21 protein-coding genes are annotated in these 23,227 nt (G+C 61.2%); 5 read left to right on the forward strand and 16 right to left on the reverse strand.

The window, feature by feature from the left end; genetic code table 11:
* Positions 1–53 precede the first annotated feature (53 nt).
* The 11 genes from HBO41_RS15060 to HBO41_RS15110 form a co-directional block, all read right to left on the reverse strand.
* Positions 54–545 (reverse strand): DUF2878 domain-containing protein, encoded by a 492-nt coding sequence (locus HBO41_RS15060; RefSeq protein WP_169986817.1) that lies wholly within the window; start codon positions 543–545, stop codon positions 54–56.
* Positions 538–1,809, reverse strand: coding sequence for a cyclopropane-fatty-acyl-phospholipid synthase family protein (locus HBO41_RS15065; RefSeq protein ID WP_099549226.1), 1,272 nt, complete (start codon positions 1,807–1,809; stop codon positions 538–540). The genes HBO41_RS15060 and HBO41_RS15065 overlap by 8 nt, the downstream gene beginning before the upstream one ends.
* Positions 1,796–2,605 (reverse strand): DUF1365 domain-containing protein, encoded by an 810-nt coding sequence (locus HBO41_RS15070; RefSeq protein ID WP_017137629.1) that lies wholly within the window; start codon positions 2,603–2,605, stop codon positions 1,796–1,798. Before HBO41_RS15070 ends, HBO41_RS15065 begins: the two co-directional genes overlap by 14 nt.
* Positions 2,602–3,849 (reverse strand): FAD-dependent oxidoreductase, encoded by a 1,248-nt coding sequence (locus HBO41_RS15075; protein WP_169986820.1) that lies wholly within the window; start codon positions 3,847–3,849, stop codon positions 2,602–2,604. Before HBO41_RS15075 ends, HBO41_RS15070 begins: the two co-directional genes overlap by 4 nt.
* The gene (locus HBO41_RS15080; protein WP_056859124.1) at positions 3,846–4,628 is read right to left on the reverse strand and encodes an SDR family oxidoreductase; all 783 of its coding nucleotides are present in this window, start codon (positions 4,626–4,628) and stop codon (positions 3,846–3,848) included. The genes HBO41_RS15075 and HBO41_RS15080 overlap by 4 nt, the downstream gene beginning before the upstream one ends.
* Positions 4,625–5,047, reverse strand: coding sequence for a nuclear transport factor 2 family protein (locus tag HBO41_RS15085; protein WP_169986822.1), 423 nt, complete (start codon positions 5,045–5,047; stop codon positions 4,625–4,627). Before HBO41_RS15085 ends, HBO41_RS15080 begins: the two co-directional genes overlap by 4 nt.
* Positions 5,040–6,482, reverse strand: a complete 1,443-nt coding sequence (gene phrB / locus HBO41_RS15090) for a deoxyribodipyrimidine photo-lyase (RefSeq protein ID WP_017137625.1) — start codon at positions 6,480–6,482, stop codon at positions 5,040–5,042. The genes HBO41_RS15085 and phrB overlap by 8 nt, the downstream gene beginning before the upstream one ends.
* Positions 6,483–7,412 (reverse strand): MerR family transcriptional regulator, encoded by a 930-nt coding sequence (locus tag HBO41_RS15095; protein ID WP_017137624.1) that lies wholly within the window; start codon positions 7,410–7,412, stop codon positions 6,483–6,485.
* A gap of 3 nt (positions 7,413–7,415) precedes the next feature.
* A complete protein-coding gene (locus tag HBO41_RS15100) occupies positions 7,416–8,375 on the reverse strand; it encodes a DUF523 and DUF1722 domain-containing protein (RefSeq protein ID WP_169986824.1) in 960 nt (319 codons plus the stop codon).
* Positions 8,376–8,488: 113 nt separating this feature from the next.
* Entirely contained in the window at positions 8,489–8,704 is a 216-nt protein-coding gene (locus HBO41_RS15105; RefSeq protein WP_017137622.1) for a TIGR02450 family Trp-rich protein, read from the reverse strand.
* Positions 8,701–9,687, reverse strand: coding sequence for an NAD(P)/FAD-dependent oxidoreductase (locus HBO41_RS15110; RefSeq protein WP_017137621.1), 987 nt, complete (start codon positions 9,685–9,687; stop codon positions 8,701–8,703). Before HBO41_RS15110 ends, HBO41_RS15105 begins: the two co-directional genes overlap by 4 nt.
* 238 nt (positions 9,688–9,925) lie before the next feature.
* Between HBO41_RS15110 and HBO41_RS15115 the strand changes: the two genes are divergently transcribed.
* Together HBO41_RS15115 and hemH are read left to right on the forward strand one after the other, a co-directional pair.
* On the forward strand, positions 9,926–10,825 hold the full coding sequence (locus HBO41_RS15115; protein ID WP_169986827.1) for a TIGR01777 family oxidoreductase: 900 nt from the start codon (positions 9,926–9,928) through the stop codon (positions 10,823–10,825).
* Between the two features lie 14 nt (positions 10,826–10,839).
* Positions 10,840–11,865, forward strand: coding sequence for a ferrochelatase (gene hemH / locus HBO41_RS15120; RefSeq protein WP_138451169.1), 1,026 nt, complete (start codon positions 10,840–10,842; stop codon positions 11,863–11,865).
* 133 nt (positions 11,866–11,998) lie between these two features.
* On the opposite strand, the gene HBO41_RS15125 is transcribed toward hemH, so the two are convergent.
* The 3 genes from HBO41_RS15125 to algW form a co-directional block, all read right to left on the reverse strand.
* On the reverse strand, positions 11,999–12,718 hold the full coding sequence (locus HBO41_RS15125) for a DUF4198 domain-containing protein (RefSeq protein WP_169986829.1): 720 nt from the start codon (positions 12,716–12,718) through the stop codon (positions 11,999–12,001).
* A gap of 11 nt (positions 12,719–12,729) precedes the next feature.
* Positions 12,730–14,829, reverse strand: coding sequence for a TonB-dependent siderophore receptor (locus tag HBO41_RS15130; protein WP_099549232.1), 2,100 nt, complete (start codon positions 14,827–14,829; stop codon positions 12,730–12,732).
* A gap of 108 nt (positions 14,830–14,937) precedes the next feature.
* On the reverse strand, positions 14,938–16,092 hold the full coding sequence (algW, locus tag HBO41_RS15135; protein ID WP_017137616.1) for a Do family serine endopeptidase AlgW: 1,155 nt from the start codon (positions 16,090–16,092) through the stop codon (positions 14,938–14,940).
* A gap of 102 nt (positions 16,093–16,194) precedes the next feature.
* Between algW and HBO41_RS15140 the strand changes: the two genes are divergently transcribed.
* The 3 genes from HBO41_RS15140 to cysN all read left to right on the forward strand — a co-directional run bounded on the left by HBO41_RS15140 (position 16,195) and on the right by cysN (position 20,023).
* On the forward strand, positions 16,195–16,953 hold the full coding sequence (locus tag HBO41_RS15140; protein WP_169986831.1) for a Nif3-like dinuclear metal center hexameric protein: 759 nt from the start codon (positions 16,195–16,197) through the stop codon (positions 16,951–16,953).
* A 240-nt stretch (positions 16,954–17,193) separates the two neighbouring features.
* A complete protein-coding gene (cysD, locus tag HBO41_RS15145) occupies positions 17,194–18,111 on the forward strand; it encodes a sulfate adenylyltransferase subunit CysD (RefSeq protein WP_017137614.1) in 918 nt (305 codons plus the stop codon).
* 13 nt (positions 18,112–18,124) lie between these two features.
* Positions 18,125–20,023 (forward strand): sulfate adenylyltransferase subunit CysN, encoded by a 1,899-nt coding sequence (gene cysN / locus HBO41_RS15150; RefSeq protein ID WP_169986834.1) that lies wholly within the window; start codon positions 18,125–18,127, stop codon positions 20,021–20,023.
* A gap of 187 nt (positions 20,024–20,210) precedes the next feature.
* Here the strand turns inward: cysN and HBO41_RS15155 are convergent, their stop codons facing one another.
* Positions 20,211–21,110 (reverse strand): acyltransferase, encoded by a 900-nt coding sequence (locus HBO41_RS15155; protein ID WP_169986836.1) that lies wholly within the window; start codon positions 21,108–21,110, stop codon positions 20,211–20,213.
* Positions 21,111–23,210 carry a phosphate acetyltransferase gene (pta, locus tag HBO41_RS15160; protein ID WP_056859109.1) on the reverse strand — a complete coding sequence of 700 codons (2,100 nt, stop codon included), beginning with the start codon at positions 23,208–23,210 and terminating at the stop codon, positions 21,111–21,113.
* Positions 23,211–23,227: the final 17 nt, after the last annotated feature.

The following is a 23,227-nucleotide window of genomic DNA, read 5'->3' on the forward strand; positions in this document are numbered from 1 at the left end:
GGCGCGCAGTGTAAGGCAAGCGCGCTGGGTGCGCATGAATGCTCTGACGGACGTCAGTGGCCAAGCTGTCGCGCCACCCAGTGCATGACGGGGAACAGGATCGCCCAAAGCAGCGCCAGGCCGATCAGCGTTAGCGTTGTGTCGTAGCCGAAACGCACACCGGCCAATTGGCTGCCGGCGTAGTAAGACAACGGCCCGCCCACCGCACCCAGCAGGCTGGCGCGCCACCAGGGTTGTGCGCTCCAGGCCAGGCAATGGCGCAGCGTAGTCGCGAGCAGTGCCCATAGCATGATTAGCCAGAAGGGAATCAGCGGCCCTGGAAAACCGAAGTTAAACACGCCAAAGGTGCGCAACGAGGTATCGACCACGGTGCCCAAAAGGGTCACGGCCAGGAGCACTTGGCCGTCTTCAGACCATGAGCTTGTCCACAGCAGGTGGATGACCAGCACACCAGCGCCCACCCATAACCAGCGGGTGTCACCGCCCAGCACACAGGCAAACCAACCGCACTGGAACAGCACGGCATTGGCCAGCGTTTTAAGCACTGAAACGCCCGAGCAACGGCGGGTTGATCGCCGCAGGCTTGGCCAGCAGCAACTGCGCGGTACCGATCGTTCGCTCCATAAACCCACCTTCGCAGTAGCACAAGTAGAATTCCCACAGGCGCAGGAAGTATTCATCGTAGCCCAACTCGGCAAGGCGGCCATGGGCGCGACGGAAGTTCTCATGCCACAGGCGCAAGGTGCGCGCGTAGTGCAAGCCGAAGTCTTCCATGTGCAGCAGGTTCATGTCGGTGTCGCGGCTGACGATCTGCAACATGTTCTGCACGGATGGCAGGGCGCCACCGGGGAAAATATAGCGCTGGATAAAGTCGACGCTGTTCTTGGCCTGCTCAAAACGCTGCTCACGAATGGTGATGGCTTGCAGCAGCATCAGGCCGTCGCTTTTGAGCAGGTGCGCGCATTGCTTGAAGTAGGTGGGCAGGAAGCGATGGCCGACCGCTTCGATCATCTCGATGGACACCAGCTTGTCGTACTGACCGGTCAGGTCGCGATAATCTTGCAGCAGCAGCTTCACCTGATCCTTGAGGCCCAAGGCCTCGATGCGTTTTTCGGTGTAGGCAAACTGTTCTTTGGACAAGGTCGTGGTGGTGACCTTGCAGCCATAGTGCTGCGCCGCATACAACGCCATGCTGCCCCAGCCGGTGCCGATTTCGAGCAAATGGTCAGTGGGTTTGAGCGCAAGCTTCTGGCAGATGCGTTCCAGTTTGTTCAGTTGCGCCTGCTCCAGGCTGTCGTCGGGCGTCAGGAACTGCGCCGCCGAATACATCATGGTCGGGTCGAGGAATTCCTCGAACAGGTCGTTGCCCAGGTCATAGTGGGCGGCGATATTTTTCTGCGAGCCCTTGCGGGTGTTGCGGTTAAGCCAGTGCAGGCCTTGGGTGAACGGTCGCGCCAAGCGCGCCAGGCCGCCTTCCATTGCGTCAAGCACATCAAGGTTGCTGACCATCACACGCACCACGGCGGTGAGGTCCGGGCTGCTCCAGTAACCGTGGATAAACGCCTCGCCGGCGCCGATCGAACCATTGGCGGCCACCAAGCCCCAGACCGCCGAATCGTGGATCTGGATTTCGCCCAACAGATGCGCTTCGCGTGCGCCGAACACCTGGCGTTCACCCTCTTCAATCACTACCAACTGGCCGTGGCGCAGTTGGCTGAGCTGGCGCAGTACACCTTTGCGCAACAGCGCACTGGTCACGCCGTTGACGTTCAGGCGGTTGGTCTTGACCGATAAGCTAGGGGATTTCATGGCGGCGATCCTTGGTATACCCGACTGCGGTGCGAGAGGCGCCATCGGCGGCCTGATGGGAAAAAATCGGTGTGCGTTTGAGCAACAGGCGCATGGCTTGCCAGTAAATCGCCAGGCAGGTCTTGGCGGTCATCCACGGGAAGCGCCACAGGTAACGATGCAGGCTGGCGCGGGTCAGCGTTTCTTTTTGCAGGCTCAAGGTGGCGTCGAAGACTTTTTGCGTGCCCTGCCAGTCGGCCATGTGCACACCAAGCCTGTCGGCCGGCGGGCTGAAACTCATGCGATATTCCAGGTCGCGGGGTAAAAACGGCGACACATGGAACGCCTTGGCCACGGCGAAGTGCTGGTGTTCCTCGGCGCCGAGCGCCTGGGCCGGCAGCACATAGTGGTAACGCTCGCGCCACGGGGTGTTGGTTACTTCACACAGGATCGCGGCCAGTTGCCCGTCGGCCTCGAAGCAGTAGAAGAAACTCACCGGGTTAAAAGCCAGGCCCCAACTGCGGGCCTGGGTCAGTAGGCAGATAACGCCCCGGGGCTCGCGCCCCAGTGCCTTGCCGACTTCCTGGCGCACGGCATCGCTCAAGCTCATGCCGTGACGCGTGAATTCACGCAGGTAGTCCTGCTGGCGAAAGCCGAAGGGCGCCAGGCGGCTGTTGCCGGCCAGGGGTGATAGGCCGAGCACTTCGTCTTGTTCGCTCAAGTCCAGGTACAGCAGGCCGATGCGGTAGCGAAAGGCGTGGGCCTTGGGCGCAAACCGGCGATGGGCGATCCAGCCGCTGTACAGGGCGCTGTTCATAGGGTTTCGCCAAAGGCCTGGGCCACGCGTAATGCGCTGCTCACGCCGTCTTCATGAAAACCGTTGGCCCAGTAGGCGCCGCAGTAAAAGGTGTGCCGCGCGCCGTGCAATTCTTCCCAGCGGTTTTGTGCGGCCACTGCCGCCAGGCTGTATTGCGGATGCGCATAGGTGTAGCGCGCGAGGATCTTCAGCGGGTTGATCATCAGCGTCTGGTTGAGGCTGACGCAAAAGGTGGTGTCGCTGTGGATGCCTTGCAGGATGTTCATGTCGTAAGTGACGGCCGCCTGGGTTTGCGCGCTGCCGCTCAGGCGATAATTCCAGCTGGCCCAGGCCAGTTTGCGATCGGGCAGCAGGCGCGTGTCGGTGTGCAGCACCACGTCATTGTCGGCGTAGGGCAGGGCACCAAGAATGTCCTGCTCAGCCTGGCTCGGGTCGGCCAGCAACGCCAGGGCCTGGTCGCTGTGACAGGCGAACACCACGCGGTCAAAGGTCTCGCTGCCGGCAAGGCTGTGGATAACCACGCCGTCGCCTGTGCGTTCGACTTTATCCACAGGGCAGTTCAGGCGGATCTGCTCGCGAAAACTGCGGGTCAAAGGTTCGATATAACTGCTGGAACCACCTTCGATCACGCACCATTGCGGCCGATTGTTCACCGATAGCAACCCGTGGTTCTTGAAGAACCGCACAAAGAACTGCAACGGAAAACCGAGCATGTCCGCCAGCGACATCGACCAGATCGCCGCGCCCATCGGCACGATGTAATGGCGGATAAAGCGTGGGCCATAACCCCCGGCCTCGAGGTAGTCGCCCAGGGTCATATCGGCACTGATGCGTTGCTCTTGCAGGTCCAGCGGTGCCTGGCGATTAAAGCGCAGAATGTCGCGCAACATGCCCCAGAATCCCGGCGAGAGAATATTGCGGCGCTGGGCAAACAGGCTGTTGAGGTTATTACCGTTGTACTCGAAACCTGCGTTCTGGTCGCGAACCGAAAAGCTCATTTCGGTGGGCTTGAAGGTCACGCCAATCTGCCCGAGCAGACGGATGAAATTAGGGTAGGTCCAGTCGTTGAACACGATAAAACCGGTGTCCACGGCATAGGGTTTACCTTTGACCGTGACGTTGACCGTGTGAGTGTGCCCGCCAATGCGCTCGCCCGCCTCAAACAGCGTGATGTCGTGGCGCCGGCTGAGCAGGTAAGCGCTGGTCAGCCCGGCGATACCGCTGCCGATGATGGCGATCTTCACAGGTCGTCCTTCTTCGGTGGCGGGCTGCGCAGCATGCGTTTGCCGATAATCAGTTGCGCGCGGTTGGGCAGCTTCGACAGTGGCCACAAGGTGGCGATAAACATCGCGGGGAAGGCGATTTCCAGCGGGCGCTTTTCCAATTTGGCGAAGATATGCCGCGCAGCCTTTTCGGCGGACCAGCTCAGCGGCATCGGGAAATCATTGCGTTCGGTCAGCGGGGTGTCGACAAAGCCCGGGCTGATCACCGTGACGTCGATGTTCTCCGGCGACAGGCTGATGCGCAGCGATTCGAACAGGTAACGCAGCCCGGCCTTGGACGCGCCATAGGCTTCGGCGCGCGGCATTGGCAGGTAGGTCACGGCGCTCGCAACGCCCACCAGATGTGGGGTGAGCCCTTTGCGCAACAGCGGCAGCGCAGCTTCGATGCAATAGCTGCTGGCAAGCAGGTTGGTGCGCACCACGTGCTCGACGATGGAGGAATCGAATTGCCGGGCGTCGACATACTCACAGGTGCCGGCGTTGAGGATCACCGTATCCAATGAACCCCAGACCTCGCCGATGTGTTCGCCGATCTCGCGCACGGTCTGGCTGTTGGTCAGGTCGCCGGCTACCACCAGCACTTGGCCTGGATAACGCTGGGCGAACGCTTCCAGCGGGCCTTTGCTGCGCGAGCTGAGCGCCACATGCGCGCCACTGTTGAGCAGTTCGACGGCCAGTGCGGCACCGATGCCACTGCTGGCGCCGGTCAACCAATAACGGCGGGGCGGTACAAGGCTCATCCCATTCTCCTTTTTAGCCAACTGACCACACGGCCGACTACCGGTAAGTGTTCATAGAGCAACGCGCCCGCATCGAAATAATCGCGATGGCGGTAGACCTTGTCGCGCCACATCAGGTGCGAGCAACCTTCCACCCGGATTACCTTGCCATTGGCCAGGCGCGGGTGGCAAAAACTCATTTTCCAGCGCAGGTAGCCTTCACCTTCGGCGACCTGGTCGAAGCCATGGAAGTCAAAACGCAACTGGCTGATATTGCCGTACATCTCGGCGAAGTAGCCGCGCAAAGCGGGCAGCCCATGCACTTCGTGCAGCGGATCGGTGAAGGCAATGTCCTGGCTGTACAAGCTGTCGAGCAGGTGCAGGTTGTGCTTGTCCAGCGTGGTAAAGGCTTGGGCGAACCGGTGCAGGAAGTCACTCATGTTCGGCGACCTCCTGGCGTGAAGGCAGGTTGCGGAAGGCGGCGAGGGCGCGCTCGCGGGATTTTTTCAGGTCGACAATCGAGCGTGGGTAATCTGCCGCGCCGAACAGGCCACCGGCGGCTTCGGGGTTGTGCACTTCTTTTTTGTTCAGCGCCGCCAACTCTGGCAGCCAGTGCTTGATGAACACCCCTTCGCTGTCGAACTTTTCCGACTGGCTCAACGGGCTGAAAATCCGGAAGTACGGTGCCGCGTCGGTGCCGGTGGACGAACTCCACTGCCAGCCGCCGTTGTTGGCGGCCAGGTCGCCGTCGATCAAGTGGCGCATAAAGAAGCGCTCGCCTTCGCGCCAGTCGATCAGCAGGTTCTTGGTCAAAAACATCGCCACCACCATGCGCAGGCGATTGTGCATCCAACCGGTTTCCAGCAGTTGGCGCATGGCTGCGTCAATGATCGGCAGGCCGGTGCGCGCTTGCTGCCAGGCGGCCAAGTCCTTGGGCGCATCGCGCCAGGCCAGTGCCTCGGTTTCGGGGCGGAACGCACGGTGGCGTGAGACCCGTGGGTAACCGACCAGAATGTGTTTATAGAACTCGCGCCACAGCAACTCGTTGATCCAGGTGATGGCGCCGATATCGCCGCTTTCGAACTCGCCCTGGTTGGTTTGCAGGGCGGCGTGCAGGCACTGGCGCGGCGAAACCACACCGGCGGCGAGGTAGGCCGAGAGCTGGCTGGTGCCGGGTTTGGCCGGGAAGTCGCGTTCGTCTTTGTAGTAGCTGATCTGTTGGTCGGCGAAGGCGTCAAGGCGACGCCGGGCTTCTTCTTCACCGGCGGGCCAGAAAGCGCGCAAGGTCTCGCTGGGCGGCGCGAAACCGTCGACCTGATCCGGGATGGCGTCGCTGTGCACATCCTGCGGTGCCTGTTGTTGCGGCGTGGCCACCAGGCGCGGCAAGGCGCTGTGCAGGCGGCTGTAGCAGACCTTGCGGAACTGACTGAACACCTGAAAGTAAGTGCCGGTTTTGGTCAGCACGCTGCCGGGTTGGAAAAACAGTTGGTCGAGGTAGCTGTGGAACGTCACACCGTCAGCCTCCAGGGCGTTGGCCACGGCCACATCGCGACGGCTCTCGTGGATGCCGTATTCCTCGTTGACGTGCACCGACTCCACTGACAGTTCCCGGCACAGTTTGCCCAGCACGGCGGGCGCCTGGTCCCAGGTGTCGGCGGTGCGAATCAGCAAGGGAATGTTCAGTTCGCCAAGGGCCTGGCTCAGGTGCTTGAGGTTACGCAGCCAGAAATCGACTTTGCAGGGTGCATCATCATGGGCCAGCCATTGCTGCGGTGTGATCAGGTACACGGCGGCAACCGGGCCGCGCTGGCAGGCGGCGGCGAGGGCGGTGTTGTCGTGTAGGCGCAAGTCGGTGCGCAGCCAGATCAAATGCATTTAGACAATTCCACGCTGGATCAGTAACTGGTGGGCTGACAAGGGGTCTTCGGCCACGAACAATTCAGGAGTGTCACGGGTTAATACGGCTAACTCGTCCTGGTGGATGCATACCGTTGGTCCGGCAATCAAAATTGGGCAACTGATGCCGCCCAACAGTTTGCCGAGTGCCGACAAGTGGAGGGCTTTGCTTGAGTACAGCAGCACCGCACGCGGTTGCAGGTGTTCCACGGCCAGGGCCAGTTCGCCGGTCGGCAAAGGCCAATCAAAAACCTCCACGGGGCAGTCGGCGCTGCTGGCCAGCCAGGCGCTAAGCCACAGGTGTGGCTCCAGGGGCACGTCTGACTGGTTGACCAGCAGCAACGGCGCGCCCTGGAGCTGGCGGTTGTTGTGGTAAATACGCGCGCCGAACTTGCTGCGCAGCCAGGACAGAAAAAACACTCGCTCCATTTGCGCGCCGAACTGGCCCTGCCAGCGTTGCTCCAGCGCGTTGAGCAGCGGCAGCATCAATTGCTCACACAAGGTGCGCGGCGGGTACAGCGCCATGGCCTGGTTGAACAGGTCGTCGACCCGGCGTTCGGCCAATTCGCTGATTGCGGTGAGCAGTTTATGACGCAGCACATGCCATTCATTTTCGACGCTGTCGGGGCTGGCCTGGGCGGAATCGATCAAGCCTTTGACCTGGCTGACCGGCACACCACGGTTGAGCCAGGTCAGAATGGTGTGGATGCGTTGTACATGTTCGGCGCTGAACAGCCGATGGCCCTTGGGCGTGCGCTGGGGCACGATCAGGCCATAACGGCGCTCCCAGGCGCGCAGGGTCACGGCGTTGACGCCGGTCTGGCGCGCCACTTCGCGAATCGGCAGCCAGCCGTCTTCGATGGCTTGGGCGATGTCTTCGACAGGGTCGTCTTGCAGGGCAGGTGTCATGGTCTAGATCGCATTACGCAGGCTGAGGTTTTCCGGGTGCGGCTGCAGGTACGCCTGCTGCGCGATGTAGCGGTCCGGGTGTTGGCGAAAGTGATGTTTGAGCAAGGTCAGCGGCACCACCAGCGGCACGATGCCGGTGCGGTATTGGCCGATGACGGTTTGCATTTCCTGCTTGTCCTCGGCGCTGATGGCTTGTTTGAGGTAGCCGCTGATGTGTTGCAGCACATTGGTGTGGGTGCCGCGTGTGGCGCACTTTTTCAGGCCGGTCATCAACTCGCTGAAATAGCCGGCGGCCAGTTCATCCAGGTTGATGCTCTTGCCCATGCTGCCCAGCAGGTGGCCAAGGCTTTTGTAATGCACAGGGCTGTGGGCCATCAGCAGGTATTTGTAGCGCGCGTGGAACGCCAAAAGGCGGTGACGGGTGATGCCCTCAGCCAGCAATTCTTGCCAGCTGGCGTACACGAACACGCGGGTGAGGAAGTTCTCGCGCAGCACCGGGTCATTCAACCGGCCGTCTTCTTCCACCGGCAGGTTGGGGTGGCGTGCGCAAAACGCCTGGGCATAAATGCCGCGCCCGCCGCCATCAACGGGCGTGCCGTTGTCGCGGTAGACCTTGACCCGCTCCAGCCCGCACGACGGCGACTTCTGCATGAAGATGTAGCCGCACAGGTCTGTGTGTTCCACAGCCATCTGCTGGCCGTAATCATCCAATGGCTGCGTCACATTGAGGTCACGGTGCACGGTGCCGACCGCCTGCGGGTGGGCAGGGTCGCCCACCAGGCGAATCGGTTCGCGGGGGATGCCCAGGCCGATCGCCACTTCGGGGCACAACGGCACGAAGTCGAAATAGTCGGCGAGCGTTTGGCTGCACAGCAGGGATTGTTTGTGTCCGCCGTTAAAGCGCACGTTTTCGCCGAGCAGGCAGGCACTGATGGCGATCTTCGGTTTTGCGCTGCTGGACATGCTCAACCCTCTGCGAAATTCCTATACAGATTTATAACTCTGTACAACTAAATCTCATCATAGGTTTGATGCTGTACAAGTCAAATTATTTGTATAAGTATTTTCAGCGCCCGCTATTTCCAACCCATGCGCCAGTCTTCGGCATTTTGCAGGGTTTGCCACGGGAGGCGTTCGGCGCGGCGGGTCATGACCGCTTGCAGCTCGATTTCGAGCACGGTGCCTTCGTCATCACGGAACAGTTCGGTGACGAGGAAGTGTTTTTCCTTGTTGCGCGGGCGTGCTGCTGTCCACTTCGACAACAGCAATTTCGTCGGGTTGAGACGGTTCATTGCAGGTGTTCGATCAGGCGGCGTGCGGCCTCCTGGCCGCTGAGCCACGCGCCTTCGACCCGCCCGGACAGGCACCAGTCACCACACACATACAAGCCCAGGTCGGCGTCGGCCAGCACGCCAAATTCATGCCGCTCCGACGGCCTGGCGTAGAGCCAGCGATGGGCCAGGCTAAAGGACGGTGCGGGCATGGCGCTGTGCAGCAGTTCGGCGAAGGCACCGTGCAGGTGTTCGATTACCGCCTCTTTGGGCAAGTCGAGATTGGCCTTGCTCCAGGCGCTGGTGGCATGCAACACCCAGGTGTCGAGGGTGGCGTCACGCCCGGGTTTACTGCGGTTGCGCGCCAGCCAGTCGAGCGGGCTGTCTTGCACAAAGCAGCCTTGCATCGGCGTATCCAGCGGCGTGTCAAAGGCCAGCGCGACGGCCCAGGTGGGGTCCATCTTCACCCCGGCGGCCGCACTTGCAAGCTTGGGCGCAGCGGCCAGCAGGGCGGTGGCCTGGGGCGCCGGCGTGGCAATGACTACGTGGCTGAACGGGCCATGATTGCCGCCGTCGGCGTCCAGCAGGTTCCAGTGCTGCTTGCCTTGGAACACTTCGGTGATGCGGCAACCGAACTCAACCGGCAAGTCGTCAAGCAGTGCGCGGGTAATAGCGCTCATGCGCGGCGTGCCGACCCAGCGGATCTGCTCGTCGGGGGAGGGCGTGAGCTGGCCGGACTTGAAGTTGTACAGCTGCGGTTTCCACTGTTCGGCCCAGCCGTTGCTTTGCCAGCGCTGTACTTCGTTGACGAAGCGCCGGTCGCGGGCCGTGAAGTATTGTGCGCCCATGTCCAACGCGCCGGCATCGCTGCGCTTGCTGGACATGCGGCCACCACTGCCACGGCTTTTATCGAAGAGTTGTACAACGTGCCCCGCGTCTCGTAACGCTCGGGCGGCGGAAAGACCGGCGATGCCGGTGCCGATGATCGCGATGGGAACAGTCATTGGGGGCCTCGTTTTACCTTTGGGTACAGACTACGCCGACACCCATAGCTGTACAATATTGTTTTTTGGTATAAGTTTTGGCGTACCTGTTCTAACGGCGTGACCTAAGGTTAAGGGTGAGGGGTTAAGAAGGAGGCCTGAACCGGCCTCTGAAACCAACGTAACGCCCACTTACAAAAGATCCATGCTTATAAAATAGACTAGCGATGGGCGGCAAACGTTACATGAGGAGAAACCCATGCATATTTTGCTGACCGGCGGTACGGGCTTGATCGGTCGCCAACTCTGTCTGCACTGGCTTGCCCAAGGGCATCGCCTGACCGTGTGGAGCCGCGAGCCGGATACCGTGGCCAAATGGTGCGGTGCCGAGGTGCTCGGTGTTGGCCGCTTGCAAGACGTGATCGGCACGGTGGATGCGGTGGTCAACCTGGCGGGCGCGCCGATTGCCGATCGCCCATGGACCAAAAAGCGCAAGGCATTGCTGTGGAGCAGCCGCATCGGCCACACCGAAACCTTGCTGGCTTGGATGCAAGGCCTGGCGCAAAAGCCGGCGGTGTTGATTTCCGGCTCTGCAGTGGGCTGGTATGGCGACGGCGGCGAGCGCGAACTGACCGAAGCCAGTGGCCCGGTGCAGGATGATTTCCCCAGCCAACTGTGCATCGCCTGGGAAGAAACCGCGTTGCGCGCCGAAGCCTTCGGCACCCGCGTGGTGCTGGTGCGCACTGGCCTGGTGTTGGCGGCCAAGGGCGGCTTTTTGTCGCGCCTGCTGCTGCCGTTCAAACTGGGGCTGGGCGGGCCGATCGGCAATGGTCGGCAGTGGATGCCGTGGGTCCATATCAAAGATCAAATCGCCCTGATTGATTTTCTTCTGCACAACGGCGACGCCAGCGGTCCTTATAATGCCTGCGCGCCACACCCGGTACGTAATCGCGAGTTTGCCAACACCCTGGGCCAGGTGCTGCACCGCCCAGCGTTCATGCCGATGCCGGCGTTTGCCTTGAAGGTCGGTCTGGGCGAGTTGTCCGGGTTGTTGCTGGGCGGGCAGAAGGCCGTCCCCGAACGGTTGCTGGCCGCCGGTTTCACTTTTCAGTTCACTGAGTTGCACGCGGCACTGGAAGACTTGTCCAGCCGCCTCTAGCCATAGGATGTTGCATGACGGATCACGCGTTGTTACTGGTCAACCTGGGTTCACCGGCGTCCACTTCGGTGGCCGATGTGCGCAGCTACCTTAATCAGTTCCTGATGGACCCTTATGTGATCGACCTGCCGTGGCCGGTGCGGCGCTTGCTGGTGTCGCTGATCCTGATCAAGCGCCCTGAGCAATCGGCGCATGCCTACGCCTCGATCTGGTGGGAAGAGGGTTCGCCGCTTGTGGTCCTGAGCCGTCGCTTGCAAGCGCAAATGACCCAGCAGTGGACCCACGGCCCGGTGGAGCTGGCGATGCGCTACGGCGAGCCGTCGCTTGAAACCACCCTCACGCGCCTTGCGGCTCAAGGCATTCAAAAAGTCACCCTGGCGCCGTTGTATCCGCAGTTCGCTGACAGCACCGTGACCACGGTGATCGAAGAAGCCAAGCGTGTAGTCCGCGACAAGAAGCTCAACGTGCAGTTTTCTATCTTGCAGCCGTTCTACGATCAGCCGGAATACCTCGACGCCTTGGTCGCCAGCGCCCGGCCGTACGTGGCACAGGAATTCGATCACTTGTTGCTGAGCTTCCATGGGTTGCCTGAGCGCCATCTGAAAAAACTCGACCCCACAGGCCAGCATTGCTTCAAGGATGCTGACTGCTGCAAGAACGCTTCGCCCGAGGTGCTTGCCACCTGCTACCGCGCCCAGTGCTTCAGCGTGGCGCGCGACTTTGCCGCGCGCATGGGCTTGCCGGAGGGCAAGTGGTCGGTGGCGTTCCAGTCACGGCTGGGCCGTGCCAAGTGGATCGAACCCTACACCGAGGCCCGCCTGGAGACCTTGGCCCAGCAAGGCGTGAAAAAGCTGCTGGTGATGTGCCCGGCGTTTGTCGCCGATTGCATCGAGACCCTGGAGGAGATTGGTGATCGCGGGCTGGAGCAGTTCCGCGAGGCAGGGGGCGAGGAGTTGGTGTTGGTGCCGTGCTTGAACGATGAGCCGCAGTGGGCGGTGGCGCTTAATACGCTGTGCGAGCGGGCGCCAGTAGCGCTGTAGTCCGAGTGTCGAAACGATAGAGATCAACTGTGGGAGCCGGGCTTGCCCGCGATGGCGGTTTGTCAGTCGACATATTGGGTGACTGATAGGCCGCCATCGCGGGCAAGCCCGCTCCCACAGTGTTTTTCAGGGTTTATTCGTGATGCGGTTCACCGAGGAAGGTCAACGAAGTAAACAGTCCGCGGGTGGCCACGTCGGCGTTGTCCTTGAGCGGAATCTCCACCTGCGCGGCAATCACATTCAACCCTTCATTACGCACCAGCACCTGGGCGCGGCCGTTCTTGTCGGTCTCAGTGCTCAAGGTGTTCGGCGCATTGCGATAATCGCCCACCAGCTTGATCCCCGCCGCCGGTTTGCCGTCCAGCAGCACCCGCACCGGCAGTGACTTGCCTGGCCCTACGGTCAGCGGGTCGACTTCCGGCAGGATCAGCAGCTTGATCTGATCCAGTTTGGGCAGCTTCGCCCCCGGCTGGTAAATCGCCAGGCTGTACTTGAAGGTCTGGGTCGACTCAATCGCGCCTGGCACTTGGCTACGGCCCTGGTTGATCCACTTCTTGTCCGGCGTCTGCGACCACATCCCGTTATCCAACGCCACGGCTAAAACGGCGGGCGATTTGAGTGGCTTGAGGCGTGCGTGGTCGGCCAGGCGCTCCACGGTGACCGGGATCATTTTGCCGCTGGCGTCATACGCCCAGGCGCCGCTGATTTTCTGCGCCTTGAAGGCATTGTCTTCGGCGCCGTGGCCGTAGATCACTTCGATATTGCCGCGCCGTTGTTCGGTCCACAGGCCGTGGGCCGAGACTTGGCTGGCAAACAGCAGGCCGATCACGGCCAGGGATTTGAAGGCTTGCATGGGGCATCCTTTTACAGGTTAAGGGTCAGGCTGACGGTGAAGTTGCGCGGCTCGCCGGGAGTGACCCAGTAATTGCTGTAGGAGCGCTCGTAGTACTTTTCGTCGAATAGGTTGTTGAGGTTCAGGCCCACCGTGACGCTATCGCTGGCTTTGTAATGCGCCAGCAGGTCGACGGTGTGGTAGGCGGGCAGTTCGAACTGGCTGCCGGCCTCGCCGGAGCGATCACCGACGTAGGTGAACGCCGCGCCCAGGTCCGAGCCGCGCAGCGCGCCATTCTGGAATTCATACACACCCAGCAGACTGCCGCTGCGCTTGGCTACGCCCAGAATCCGGCTGCCGGTGGGGATGGATTTGTCGCCCTTGGTCACTTCGGCGTCGATATAGGCAAAGGCGCCGATCACGCGTACCGCGTCCGTCACTTGCCCGCTCAGTTGCAGGTCAAAGCCCTGGCTGCGCGCCTTGCCTATGGCGCGGCTGTTGTTGAGGGTGGCCGGGTCCTGGGTCAGAACATTTTCTTTTTCGATATGGAAGGCGGCGAGCGTGGTGCTCAAACGGTCGTCGAACAGCTCGCTCTTGATCCCCACTTCATAGCCCACGCCTTCTTCGGGCTTGAAGGATTTGCCGCCGGCATCCACACCGTTGTTGGGTTTGAACGAGGTTGACGCGTTGGCGAACACCCCGACTTGCGGCGTTAGCTGATAGAGCAGACCGGCGCGTTGAGTCAGGGCGTCGTGGGTATGCCGGCTCTTGGCGTGGTTGCGGGTGAAGTCGTCGGTGCGTTGTTCGACATGCTCGAAGCGCGCACCGAGCATGCCGCGCAGGCGGTCGGTGAAGATGATCTGGTCTTGCAGGTTCAGCGCCTGGCTTTTCGTCTGTTCGAAGACGTCGGTGCCGGTGCGTGCGCCGTTGGGTTTGGTCTGGCCGTAGATCGGGTTATAGATGTCGATGGGGTAGAGGCTGCCGGCAACCGCCGACACGCGTTCCTTCTTGCGGTAGTCCTCGTATTCGCCGCCGATCAACAGTTCGTGCTGCCAGCTGCCGATGTCGAACTGGCCGCGCAGTTCCAGCTGGGTGATGCTGTCGTGCCAACCGGTGGAGCGTTCGCGCAGGCGGCGGTTAACGGTATGGCCGTTGGCATTCAGCGCACGACTTTCCGAGGCGTCACCCCACAGGCTGCCCTGTTTGTAGTGGCTGGCCAGGCGCAGTTTCCAGGCGTCATTAAGGTGATGTTCCAACGCGGCCTGGATGCGATTGTTGTGGTTGCGGATATTGCCGTCGTTGGGTTCGCCGAGGAAGGTCGAGCGGGACATGCCATGGTTGGCGACGATGCCCCGGTCGAAGGTGGAGCTGTGGCGCACGAACTCGCTTTCTACGAGAAGGCTGGTGTCGGGGTCCAACTGCCAACTGAATGATGGCGCGACGAACACGCGCTGGGCGTCGACGTGATCGCGGAAGCTGTGGTTGTCTTCCACGGCCAGGTTGACCCGCGACAGCACGCGGCCTTCGCTGTCCAGCGGGGTGTTCACATCCAGTGCGGTGCGATAGCGGTCCCAGCTGCCGGCACTGGTTTGCACGGTGGTAAAGGCTTCGGGCTGCGGCTTCTTGGTGACAATGTTCACGGTGCCGCCCGGATCGCCACGGCCGTACAGGCTGGCTGCGGGACCTTTGAGCACTTCAATGCGCTCGATGTTGGCCGCGTCCGGGGTGCTCGGGTAGCCACGGTTGGCGCTGAAACCGTCCTGGTAGAACTCCGACGTGGTGAAGCCGCGCACGCTGTACTCGTAAAGCGTCAGGCCGCCGAAGTTGTTTTGCTTGGACACGCCGCCGGCAAACTCCAGAGCACGTTCCACGCTGGTGCTGCCCAGGTCCTTGAGCACCGTGGCAGGAATCACGCTGATTGATTGTGGGATGTCGCGCAGATCGGTGTCAGTTTTGGTCGCGCTGGCGGAACGGGTGGCGCGGTAGCCTTTGACGGGGCCGGTGGCGGATTCATAGGCGTCGGAGGTGACGCTGATGGTGTCCAGTTCGACAGTGTTGTCATCGGCGTAGGCGGGGTCCAGCAGCAAACCCAAGGCCAGGCCAGCAACGGGGGCGAATCTTTGAGACGGCATGATAGAGCGTTCCAATAGCGATATTGAAACAATATAACATGACCATTGAGAATGGATTTCTTTTGAAATATTCGGTAACAGGAGCCCGCGAACGGGCTCCCGTAGCCGTTATTCCTCTTCTTTCACCGGGGCGGGTGGCGGGCGCAGGCCGATCTCTGCCGACAGCTTGATCTCTTTGCCGTTGCGCATTACCAGGATCGACACCTTATCGGTCGGCTTGATCCGCGCCACCTGGTTCATCGACTTGCGGCCATCACCGGCCGGTTCCCCGTCGATGCTCAGGATCACATCGCCCAACTGCAGGCCGGCTTTCTGCGCCGGGCCGTCGCGGAAGATCCCGGCCACCACGATGCCCGGGCGCCCGGTCAAGCCGAACGACTCGGCCAGTTCCTTGGTCAACGGCTGTACTTCGATGCCCAGCCAGCCACGGATTACCTGGCCGTGCTCGATGATCGACTTCATCACTTCCATTGCCAGCTTCACCGGGATCGCAAAGCCGATGCCCTGGGAACCGCCGGACTTGGAGAAAATCGCCGTGTTGATACCGGTCAGGTTGCCATTGGCATCCACCAATGCGCCGCCAGAGTTCCCCGGATTGATCGCCGCGTCAGTCTGGATAAAGTCTTCGTAGCTGTTGAGCCCCAACTGGTTACGCCCGGTGGCGCTGATGATGCCCATGGTCACGGTCTGGCCGACGCCGAACGGGTTGCCGATGGCCAGCGCGACATCACCGACGCGCAGCCCTTCGGAGCGGCCGATGGTGATCGAGGGCAGGCTCTTGAGGTCGATCTTCAGCACCGCAAGGTCGGTTTCCGGGTCGCTGCCGACCACGCGGGCCAGGGTTTCACGGCCGTCGCGCAGGGCCACTACAATCTGGTCGGCGCCGGTGGTCACGTGGTTGTTGGTGAGGATGTAACCTTCCGGGCTCATGATCACCCCGGAACCGAGGCTGGATTCCATCCGGCGCTGCTTGGGCCCGTTGTCGCCGAAATAGCGGCGAAACTGCGGGTCTTCAAACAACGGATGCGCCGGTTTATTGATGACCTTGGTGGTGTACAGGTTGACCACAGCAGGCGCGGCGATGACCACCGCGTCGGCGTAGGTGACCGGGCCTTGCACCACCGAGCTGCTTTGTGGGGCCTGTTGCAGGTTCACATCAAGGCTGGGTAAGCCCACCCATTGGGGATAACGCTGAATAATCAGCATCGCGATCAGCACGCCAGCCAACAATGGCCATCCAAAAAAACGCAGTGCCTTGAGCATCAAGTAAGTCCTGACAGGTTGCAGGGGGCGGGATAGCGCCCATAATGTCGCGCATTATACGAGGCTGCGAGCGCCTCGGAACGGGATATTTAGGAGTCTTTTATGGCTGTCCCCCTTAGCACCCTGGTCGAGGAAGCGGACCGCTACCTTGGCAGCGCAAAAATTGCCGATTATTGCCCCAATGGCTTGCAGGTCGAGGGGCGCCCGCAGGTGATGCGCATTGTCAGCGGCGTCACGGCCAGCCAAGCGTTGCTGGACGCCGCCGTCGAAGCCCAGGCCGACCTGGTGCTGGTGCACCATGGTTATTTCTGGAAGGGCGAAAACCCGTGCATCACCGGCATGAAGCAACGCCGCCTGAAAACCCTGCTCAAGCACGACATCAGCCTGCTGGCCTACCACCTGCCGCTGGACCTGCACCCGGAGGTGGGCAACAACGTGCAACTCGCCCGTCAGCTGGACATCACCGTCGAAGGCCCGCTGGACCCCAGCAACCCGAAAATCGTCGGCCTGGTCGGCTCCCTGGCCGAACCCTTGTCGCCGCGTGATTTTGCCCGACGCGTGCAGGATGTAATGGGTCGCGAGCCACTGCTGATCGAAGGCAGCGAGATGATCCGCCGGGTGGGTTGGTGCACGGGCGGCGGCCAAGGCTACATTGATGATGCTATTGCCGCAGGCGTTGACTTGTATCTGAGTGGCGAAGCGTCCGAACAAACATTCCACAGCGCGCGGGAAAACGACGTCAGCTTTATTGCAGCGGGCCATCACGCTACTGAGCGTTATGGCGTGCAGGCGTTGGGCGATTACCTGGCGCGGCGCTTTGCCCTGGAACATCTGTTCATCGATTGCCCCAACCCAATCTAAGGAACACCAAGGATCAAATGTGGGAGCTGGCTTGCCTGCGATTGCATCACCTCGGTTTGCCTGAATGACTGAGGTGCCTGTAGAGCAGACAAGCCAGCTACCACAAGCCAAACTGAGGGGCATATTCATATACCGTTTCGATCTAGCTGGCTCCCTGAATAGAAGAAGGTGCTGTGCTAGCATGCCCCGCTCGAACACGGCCCGCTGGCCGTCCATAAGATCGTTTTTCCGTGAGTAGCCATGGTCGACAAACTGACGCATCTGAAACAGCTGGAGGCGGAAAGCATCCACATCATCCGCGAGGTCGCCGCCGAGTTCGACAACCCGGTGATGCTCTACTCGATCGGTAAAGACTCCGCCGTGATGCTGCATCTGGCGCGCAAGGCCTTCTTCCCGGGCAAATTGCCGTTCCCGGTGATGCACGTCGACACCCGCTGGAAATTCCAGGAGATGTACAAGTTCCGCGACAAAATGGTCGAAGAACTGGGCCTGGACCTGATCACCCACGTCAACCCTGATGGTGTGGCGCAGGGCATCAACCCGTTCACCCACGGCAGCGCCAAGCACACCGACATCATGAAGACCGAAGGCCTCAAGCAGGCCTTGGACAAGCATGGTTTCGACGCAGCCTTCGGCGGTGCCCGTCGCGATGAAGAGAAGTCCCGCGCCAAAGAGCGTGTGTACTCGTTCCGTGACAGCAAACACCGCTGGGACCCGAAGAACCAGCGCCCGGAGCTGTGGAACGTCTACAACGGCAACGTCAACAAAGGCGAGTCGATCCGTGTGTTCCCGCTGTCCAACTGGACCGAGCTGGACATCTGGCAGTACATCTACCTCGAAGGCATCCCGATTGTGCCGCTGTACTTCGCCGCCGAGCGCGACGTGATCGAGAAGAACGGCACGTTGATCATGATCGACGACGACCGCATCCTCGAGCACTTGTCCGACGAAGACAAAGCCCGAATCGTCAAAAAGAAAGTACGTTTCCGTACCCTTGGCTGCTACCCGTTGACGGGCGCGGTGGAGTCCGAAGCCGAGACGCTGACGGACATCATTCAGGAAATGCTCCTGACGCGAACTTCCGAGCGCCAGGGCCGGGTCATCGACCACGATGGCGCAGGCTCGATGGAAGATAAAAAACGTCAGGGTTATTTCTAAGGGGCTGTCACCAATGTCGCATCAATCTGATTTGATCAGCGAGGACATCCTCGCCTACCTGGGCCAGCACGAGCGCAAAGAGATGTTGCGCTTCCTGACCTGCGGCAACGTCGACGACGGCAAGAGCACCCTGATCGGGCGCCTGCTGCACGACTCCAAGATGATCTACGAAGATCACCTGGAAGCCATTACCCGTGATTCGAAAAAATCCGGCACCACGGGCGATGATATCGACCTGGCCTTGCTGGTTGACGGCCTGCAGGCCGAGCGTGAACAGGGCATCACCATTGATGTTGCCTACCGCTACTTCTCCACCGCCAAGCGCAAATTCATCATCGCCGATACCCCCGGCCATGAGCAGTACACCCGCAACATGGCCACCGGTGCGTCCACCTGTGACCTGGCGATCATTCTGATCGACGCCCGCTACGGCGTGCAGACCCAGACCCGCCGCCACAGCTATATCGCCTCGTTACTGGGCATCAAGCACATCGTGATTGCCGTCAACAAGATGGACATCAATGGCTTTGACCAAAGCGTGTTCGAGTCGATCAAGGCCGATTACCTGAAGTTTGCCGAGGGCATTGCGTTCAAGCCGAGCACCATGGCGTTCGTACCGATGTCGGCGCTCAAGGGCGACAACGTGGTGAACAAGAGCGAGCGTTCGCCCTGGTACACCGGCCAGTCGTTGATGGAGATTCTTGAAACCGTCGAGATCGCCAACGACCGCAACTACACCGACCTGCGTTTCCCGGTGCAGTACGTCAATCGTCCGAACCTGAACTTCCGTGGTTTCGCCGGCACCCTCGCCAGCGGCATCGTGCACAAGGGCGATGAAGTCGTGGTGCTGCCGTCGGGCAAGAGCAGCCGCGTCAAATCCATCGTCACCTTCGAGGGTGAGCTGGAACACGCAGGCCCAGGCCAGGCCGTGACCCTGACCATGGAAGACGAGATCGACATCTCCCGTGGCGACCTGTTGGTGCATGCCGACAACGTGCCGCAAGTCACCGACGCTTTCGACGCCATGCTGGTGTGGATGGCCGAAGAGCCGATGTTGCCGGGCAAGAAATACGACATCAAGCGCGCCACCAGCTACGTGCCGGGTTCGATCACCAGCATCGTGCACCGCGTGGACGTGAACACCCTGGCCGAAGGCCCGGCAAGTTCGCTGCAACTGAACGAGATTGGCCGGGTCAAGGTCAGCCTCGACGCCGCCATTGCGTTGGATGGCTATGACAGCAACCGCACCACCGGTGCGTTTATCGTCATCGACCGTTTGACCAACGGTACTGTGGCTGCGGGCATGATTATTGCGCCGCCGGTGGGCCATGGTGGCGCTGCGCAACACGGCCGCCTTGCTCATGTAGCCACCGAAGAGCGCGCCCAACGCTTCGGCCAGCAACCGGCTACCGTGTTGTTCAGCGGCCTGTCCGGCGCCGGCAAAAGCACCTTGGCCTACGCGGTTGAGCGCAAGCTGTTTGACATGGGCCGTGCGGTATTCGTACTGGATGGCCAGAACCTGCGCCTCGACTTGAACAAGGGCTTGCCGCAGGACCGCGTCGGGCGTACCGAAAACTGGCGCCGTGCTGCTCACGTGGCGCGTCAGTTCAACGAAGCCGGCCTGCTGACCCTGGCCGCGTTTGTTGCCCCGGATGCCGAAGGCCGTGAACAGGCCAAGGCGTTAATCGGCAGCGACCGCTTGCTCACCGTCTACGTGCAGGCCTCGCCGCTGGTGTGCGCCGAGCGTGATCCGCAAGGCCTGTACGCGGCGGGCGGGGACAACATCCCAGGCGAGTCCTTCCCGTACGACGTGCCGTTGAATGCCGACTTGGTGATCGACACCCAGGCCACGTCGCTGGAAGACAGCGTCAAGCAAGTGCTGGAGCTGTTGCGCCAGCGCGGCGCGATCTAAACCTCGCCGCCACAAAAAAGCCCGCCACCGATCATTCGGTGGCGGGCTTTTTACTTTCTCAAGGTCTGGCGCGGTCACTGTGGGAGCTGGCTTGCCTGCGATAGCGGTGGGTCAGCAACATACCCATCAACTGACAGTCAGCTATCGCAGGCAAGCCAGCCCACATTAGATTGCATTCACAGGTCGGTCAGTGGCGGCCTGGGTATTCCGTGTGAAGCTTATCCAGCAGCGCATCCTTGTCTTCCCACAACCGGTTGATCCACCCCTGGAACGCCAACCGATACTCCCCATCCTGCTCATAATTCTTGCCGATAAACCCGGCTGGAATCTGCACTTCCTCAAAGTGCACCACCACGTCTTTCACATTCCCGCACAACAAATCCCAATACCCTGGACGCCCGGCCGGGTAGTGGATGGTCACGTTCACCAATGACTTGAGCTGCTCGCCCATGGCATCCAGCACAAACGCAATGCCACCGGCCTTGGGCTTGAGCAGGTAACGGAACGGCGATTTCTGCTGTGCGTGCTTGCCCGGCGTATACCGCGTGCCTTCGGCAAAGTTGAAAATACCCACCGGGTTGTCGCGAAACTTCGCGCAGGTCTTGCGCGTGGTTTCCAGGTCTTTGCCTTTCTTCTCCGGGTGCTTCTCCAAGTAAGCCTTGGTGTAGCGCTTCATAAACGGGAAGCCCAGCGCCCACCATGCCAGGCCAATCACCGGCACCCAGATCAGTTCCTGCTTGAGGAAGAACTTCAGCGGCCGAATCCGGCGATTGAGCACGTATTGCAGCACCATGATGTCGACCCAGCTCTGGTGGTTACTGGTCACCAGATACGAGTGCTGGTAGTCCAGGCCTTCAAGGCCAGTCAGGTGCCAGCGTGTGCGTCGCACCAGGTTCATCCAGCCCTTGTTGTTGGTCACCCAGGCTTCGTGGGTGTGGTTCATCAGCCATTCGCTGAAGCGTTTGGCAAATGGCAGCGCCTTGAACAGCGCGACAACAAACAGGAACGAACACAGCAGGATCGTGTTCAGCGCCAACAACAAGGACGCGATTACCCCGCGTACGGCGGCAGGTAGAAAATCCAGCATTTAGATATCCATAGGTCGGTTGGCGGCTTGAATCGCCGTCAGGGCGATGGTGTACACGATGTCGTCCACTTGTGCACCGCGCGGCAGGTCGTTCACCGGTTTGCGCAAGCCTTGCAGCATGGGGCCCAGGCTTACGCAGTCGGCGCTGCGCTGCACGGCCTTGTGCGTGGTGTTGCCGGTGTTCAGGTCCGGGAACACAAACACCGTGGCTTTACCGGCGACCTGGCTGTTGGGCGCCAACTGCCTTGCCACGGTTTCATTGGCCGCGGCATCGTATTGCAATGGGCCGTCGATCAGCAGCGAGCTTTGCTGTTCGTGGGCGAGCAAGGTGGCTTCGCGGACTTTCTCCACTTCTTCGCCGCTGGCCGAATCACCGCTGGAATAGCTGATCATCGCCACCCGTGGCGTAATGCCGAAGGCAGCGGCGGAGTCGGCACTTTGCAGGGCGATTTCCGCCAGTTCCACGGCGCTTGGGTGCGGGTTCATCACGCAGTCGCCGTACACCAGCACCTGCTCGGGGAACAGCATAAAGAACACCGACGACACCAAGGTGCAGCCCGGCGCCGTTTTAATCAGCTGCAGGGCAGGGCGGATGGTGTTGGCGGTGGAGTGAATAACCCCGGAAACCAGGCCGTCCACTTCATCCAGCGCGAGCATCATGGTGGCGATCACCACCGTATCTTCCAATTGTTGCTCGGCCATCGGCGCGTTGAGGCTCTTGCTCTTGCGCAGTGCGACCATTGGCTCGACATAGCGCTGGCGAATCAGGTCCGGGTCGAGAATCTCCAGGCCTTCGGGCAATTCGATGCCGTGGGCGCGGGCGACGGCTTCCACGTCGGCAGGTTTGGCCAGCAGCACGCAGCGCGCAATGCCCCGGGCCTGGCAGATGGCGGCGGCCTGCACGGTCAACGGCTCGCTGCCCTCGGGCAACACGATGCGTTTGTTGGCGGCCTGGGCGCGCTGGATCAACTGATAGCGGAACACCGCGGGCGACAGGCGCATTTCCCGTGGCGTGCCGCAGCGTTGGTGCAGCCAGCGTGCATCGAGGTGGCTGGCGACGAAATCGGTGATGATCTCCGCGCGCTCGCGGTCATCAATCGGGATTTCTTTGTTCAGGCTGTTGAGCTGGTTGGCCGTGTCGTAGGAACCGGTGCTCACGGAAAGGACTGGCAGCCCGGCCTGGAAGGCGCCACGGCACAGGTCCATGATGCGCGGGTCGGGCAGGGTGTCGCTGGTCAGCAACAGGCCGGCCAAGGGGACGCCGTTGATCGCGGCGAGGCTGACGGCCAGGATGATGTCGTCACGGTCGCCCGGCGTTACCACCAGCACGCCCGGCTTTAGCAGCTCCACGGTGTTACGCATGGTGCGCGCGCAAATGATGATCTTGGTCATGCGCCGGGTTTCGTAGTCGCCGGCGTTGAGGATCTGTGCGCCCATCAGGTCGGCCACGTCGCGGGTGCGCGGGGCGTTGAGTTCGGGCTGGTAAGGGATGCACCCGAGCAGGCGGAAATCGCCGCTACGCAACAGGGGCGAGTGCTCCTTGAGGCGCGCCGAGAAGGCTTCCATGCTTTCGTCGGTGCGCACCTTGTTGAGGATCACGCCCAGCACTTTCGGGTCTTTGGGGCCGCCGAACAGTTGGGCCTGCAATTCCACGCGGCCCGATAGCTCGGTGAGCACTTCGTTTTCCGGCGCCGACACCAGGATCACTTCCGCGTCGAGGCTCTTGGCCAGGTGCAGGTTGACCCGCGCCGCATAGCTGGCGCTGCGGGTCGGCACCATGCCTTCGACGATCAGCACGTCTTTGCCCACGGCGGCTTGCTGGTACAGGGTGATGATTTCTTCGAGCAGCTCGTCGAGCTGGCCGTCGCCGAGCATGCGTTCCACATGGGCCAGGCCCAAGGGTTGTGGTGGCTTAAGGCCGTGGGTGCGCGCGACCAGTTCGGTGGAGCGCTCGGGGCCGGTGTCACCCGGATGTGGCTGGGCAATCGGTTTGAAGAAGCCGACTTTCAGCCCGGCCCGCTCAAGGGTGCGCACCAGCCCAAGGCTGATGGAGGTCAGACCCACACCAAAATCGGTGGGCGCGATAAAAAAAGTCTGCATGCGAATTCTCTGGAGGT

The sequence above is a fragment of the Pseudomonas sp. WS 5146 genome (assembly GCF_012985495.1).
Taxonomy (GTDB): domain Bacteria; phylum Pseudomonadota; class Gammaproteobacteria; order Pseudomonadales; family Pseudomonadaceae; genus Aquipseudomonas; species Aquipseudomonas edaphica.

Excerpts from the sequence above, each read along its gene's own strand:
- HBO41_RS15065 (WP_099549226.1), bottom strand. The coding sequence starts at position 1,809 with ATGAAATCCCCTAGCTTATCGGTCAAGACCAACCGCCTGAACGTCAAC.
- HBO41_RS15070 (WP_017137629.1), bottom strand. The coding sequence starts at position 2,605 with ATGAACAGCGCCCTGTACAGCGGCTGGATCGCCCATCGCCGGTTTGCG.
- HBO41_RS15080 (WP_056859124.1), bottom strand. The coding sequence starts at position 4,628 with ATGAGCCTTGTACCGCCCCGCCGTTATTGGTTGACCGGCGCCAGCAGT.
- HBO41_RS15085 (WP_169986822.1), bottom strand. The coding sequence starts at position 5,047 with ATGAGTGACTTCCTGCACCGGTTCGCCCAAGCCTTTACCACGCTGGAC.
- phrB (WP_017137625.1), bottom strand. The coding sequence starts at position 6,482 with ATGCATTTGATCTGGCTGCGCACCGACTTGCGCCTACACGACAACACC.
- HBO41_RS15095 (WP_017137624.1), bottom strand. The coding sequence starts at position 7,412 with ATGACACCTGCCCTGCAAGACGACCCTGTCGAAGACATCGCCCAAGCC.
- HBO41_RS15100 (WP_169986824.1), bottom strand. The coding sequence starts at position 8,375 with ATGTCCAGCAGCGCAAAACCGAAGATCGCCATCAGTGCCTGCCTGCTC.
- HBO41_RS15105 (WP_017137622.1), bottom strand. The coding sequence starts at position 8,704 with ATGAACCGTCTCAACCCGACGAAATTGCTGTTGTCGAAGTGGACAGCA.
- HBO41_RS15110 (WP_017137621.1), bottom strand. The coding sequence starts at position 9,687 with ATGACTGTTCCCATCGCGATCATCGGCACCGGCATCGCCGGTCTTTCC.
- HBO41_RS15115 (WP_169986827.1), top strand. The coding sequence starts at position 9,926 with ATGCATATTTTGCTGACCGGCGGTACGGGCTTGATCGGTCGCCAACTC.
- hemH (WP_138451169.1), top strand. The coding sequence starts at position 10,840 with ATGACGGATCACGCGTTGTTACTGGTCAACCTGGGTTCACCGGCGTCC.
- HBO41_RS15125 (WP_169986829.1), bottom strand. The coding sequence starts at position 12,718 with ATGCAAGCCTTCAAATCCCTGGCCGTGATCGGCCTGCTGTTTGCCAGC.
- HBO41_RS15130 (WP_099549232.1), bottom strand. The coding sequence starts at position 14,829 with ATGCCGTCTCAAAGATTCGCCCCCGTTGCTGGCCTGGCCTTGGGTTTG.
- algW (WP_017137616.1), bottom strand. The coding sequence starts at position 16,092 with ATGCTCAAGGCACTGCGTTTTTTTGGATGGCCATTGTTGGCTGGCGTG.
- HBO41_RS15140 (WP_169986831.1), top strand. The coding sequence starts at position 16,195 with ATGGCTGTCCCCCTTAGCACCCTGGTCGAGGAAGCGGACCGCTACCTT.
- cysD (WP_017137614.1), top strand. The coding sequence starts at position 17,194 with ATGGTCGACAAACTGACGCATCTGAAACAGCTGGAGGCGGAAAGCATC.
- cysN (WP_169986834.1), top strand. The coding sequence starts at position 18,125 with ATGTCGCATCAATCTGATTTGATCAGCGAGGACATCCTCGCCTACCTG.
- HBO41_RS15155 (WP_169986836.1), bottom strand. The coding sequence starts at position 21,110 with ATGCTGGATTTTCTACCTGCCGCCGTACGCGGGGTAATCGCGTCCTTG.
- pta (WP_056859109.1), bottom strand. The coding sequence starts at position 23,210 with ATGCAGACTTTTTTTATCGCGCCCACCGATTTTGGTGTGGGTCTGACC.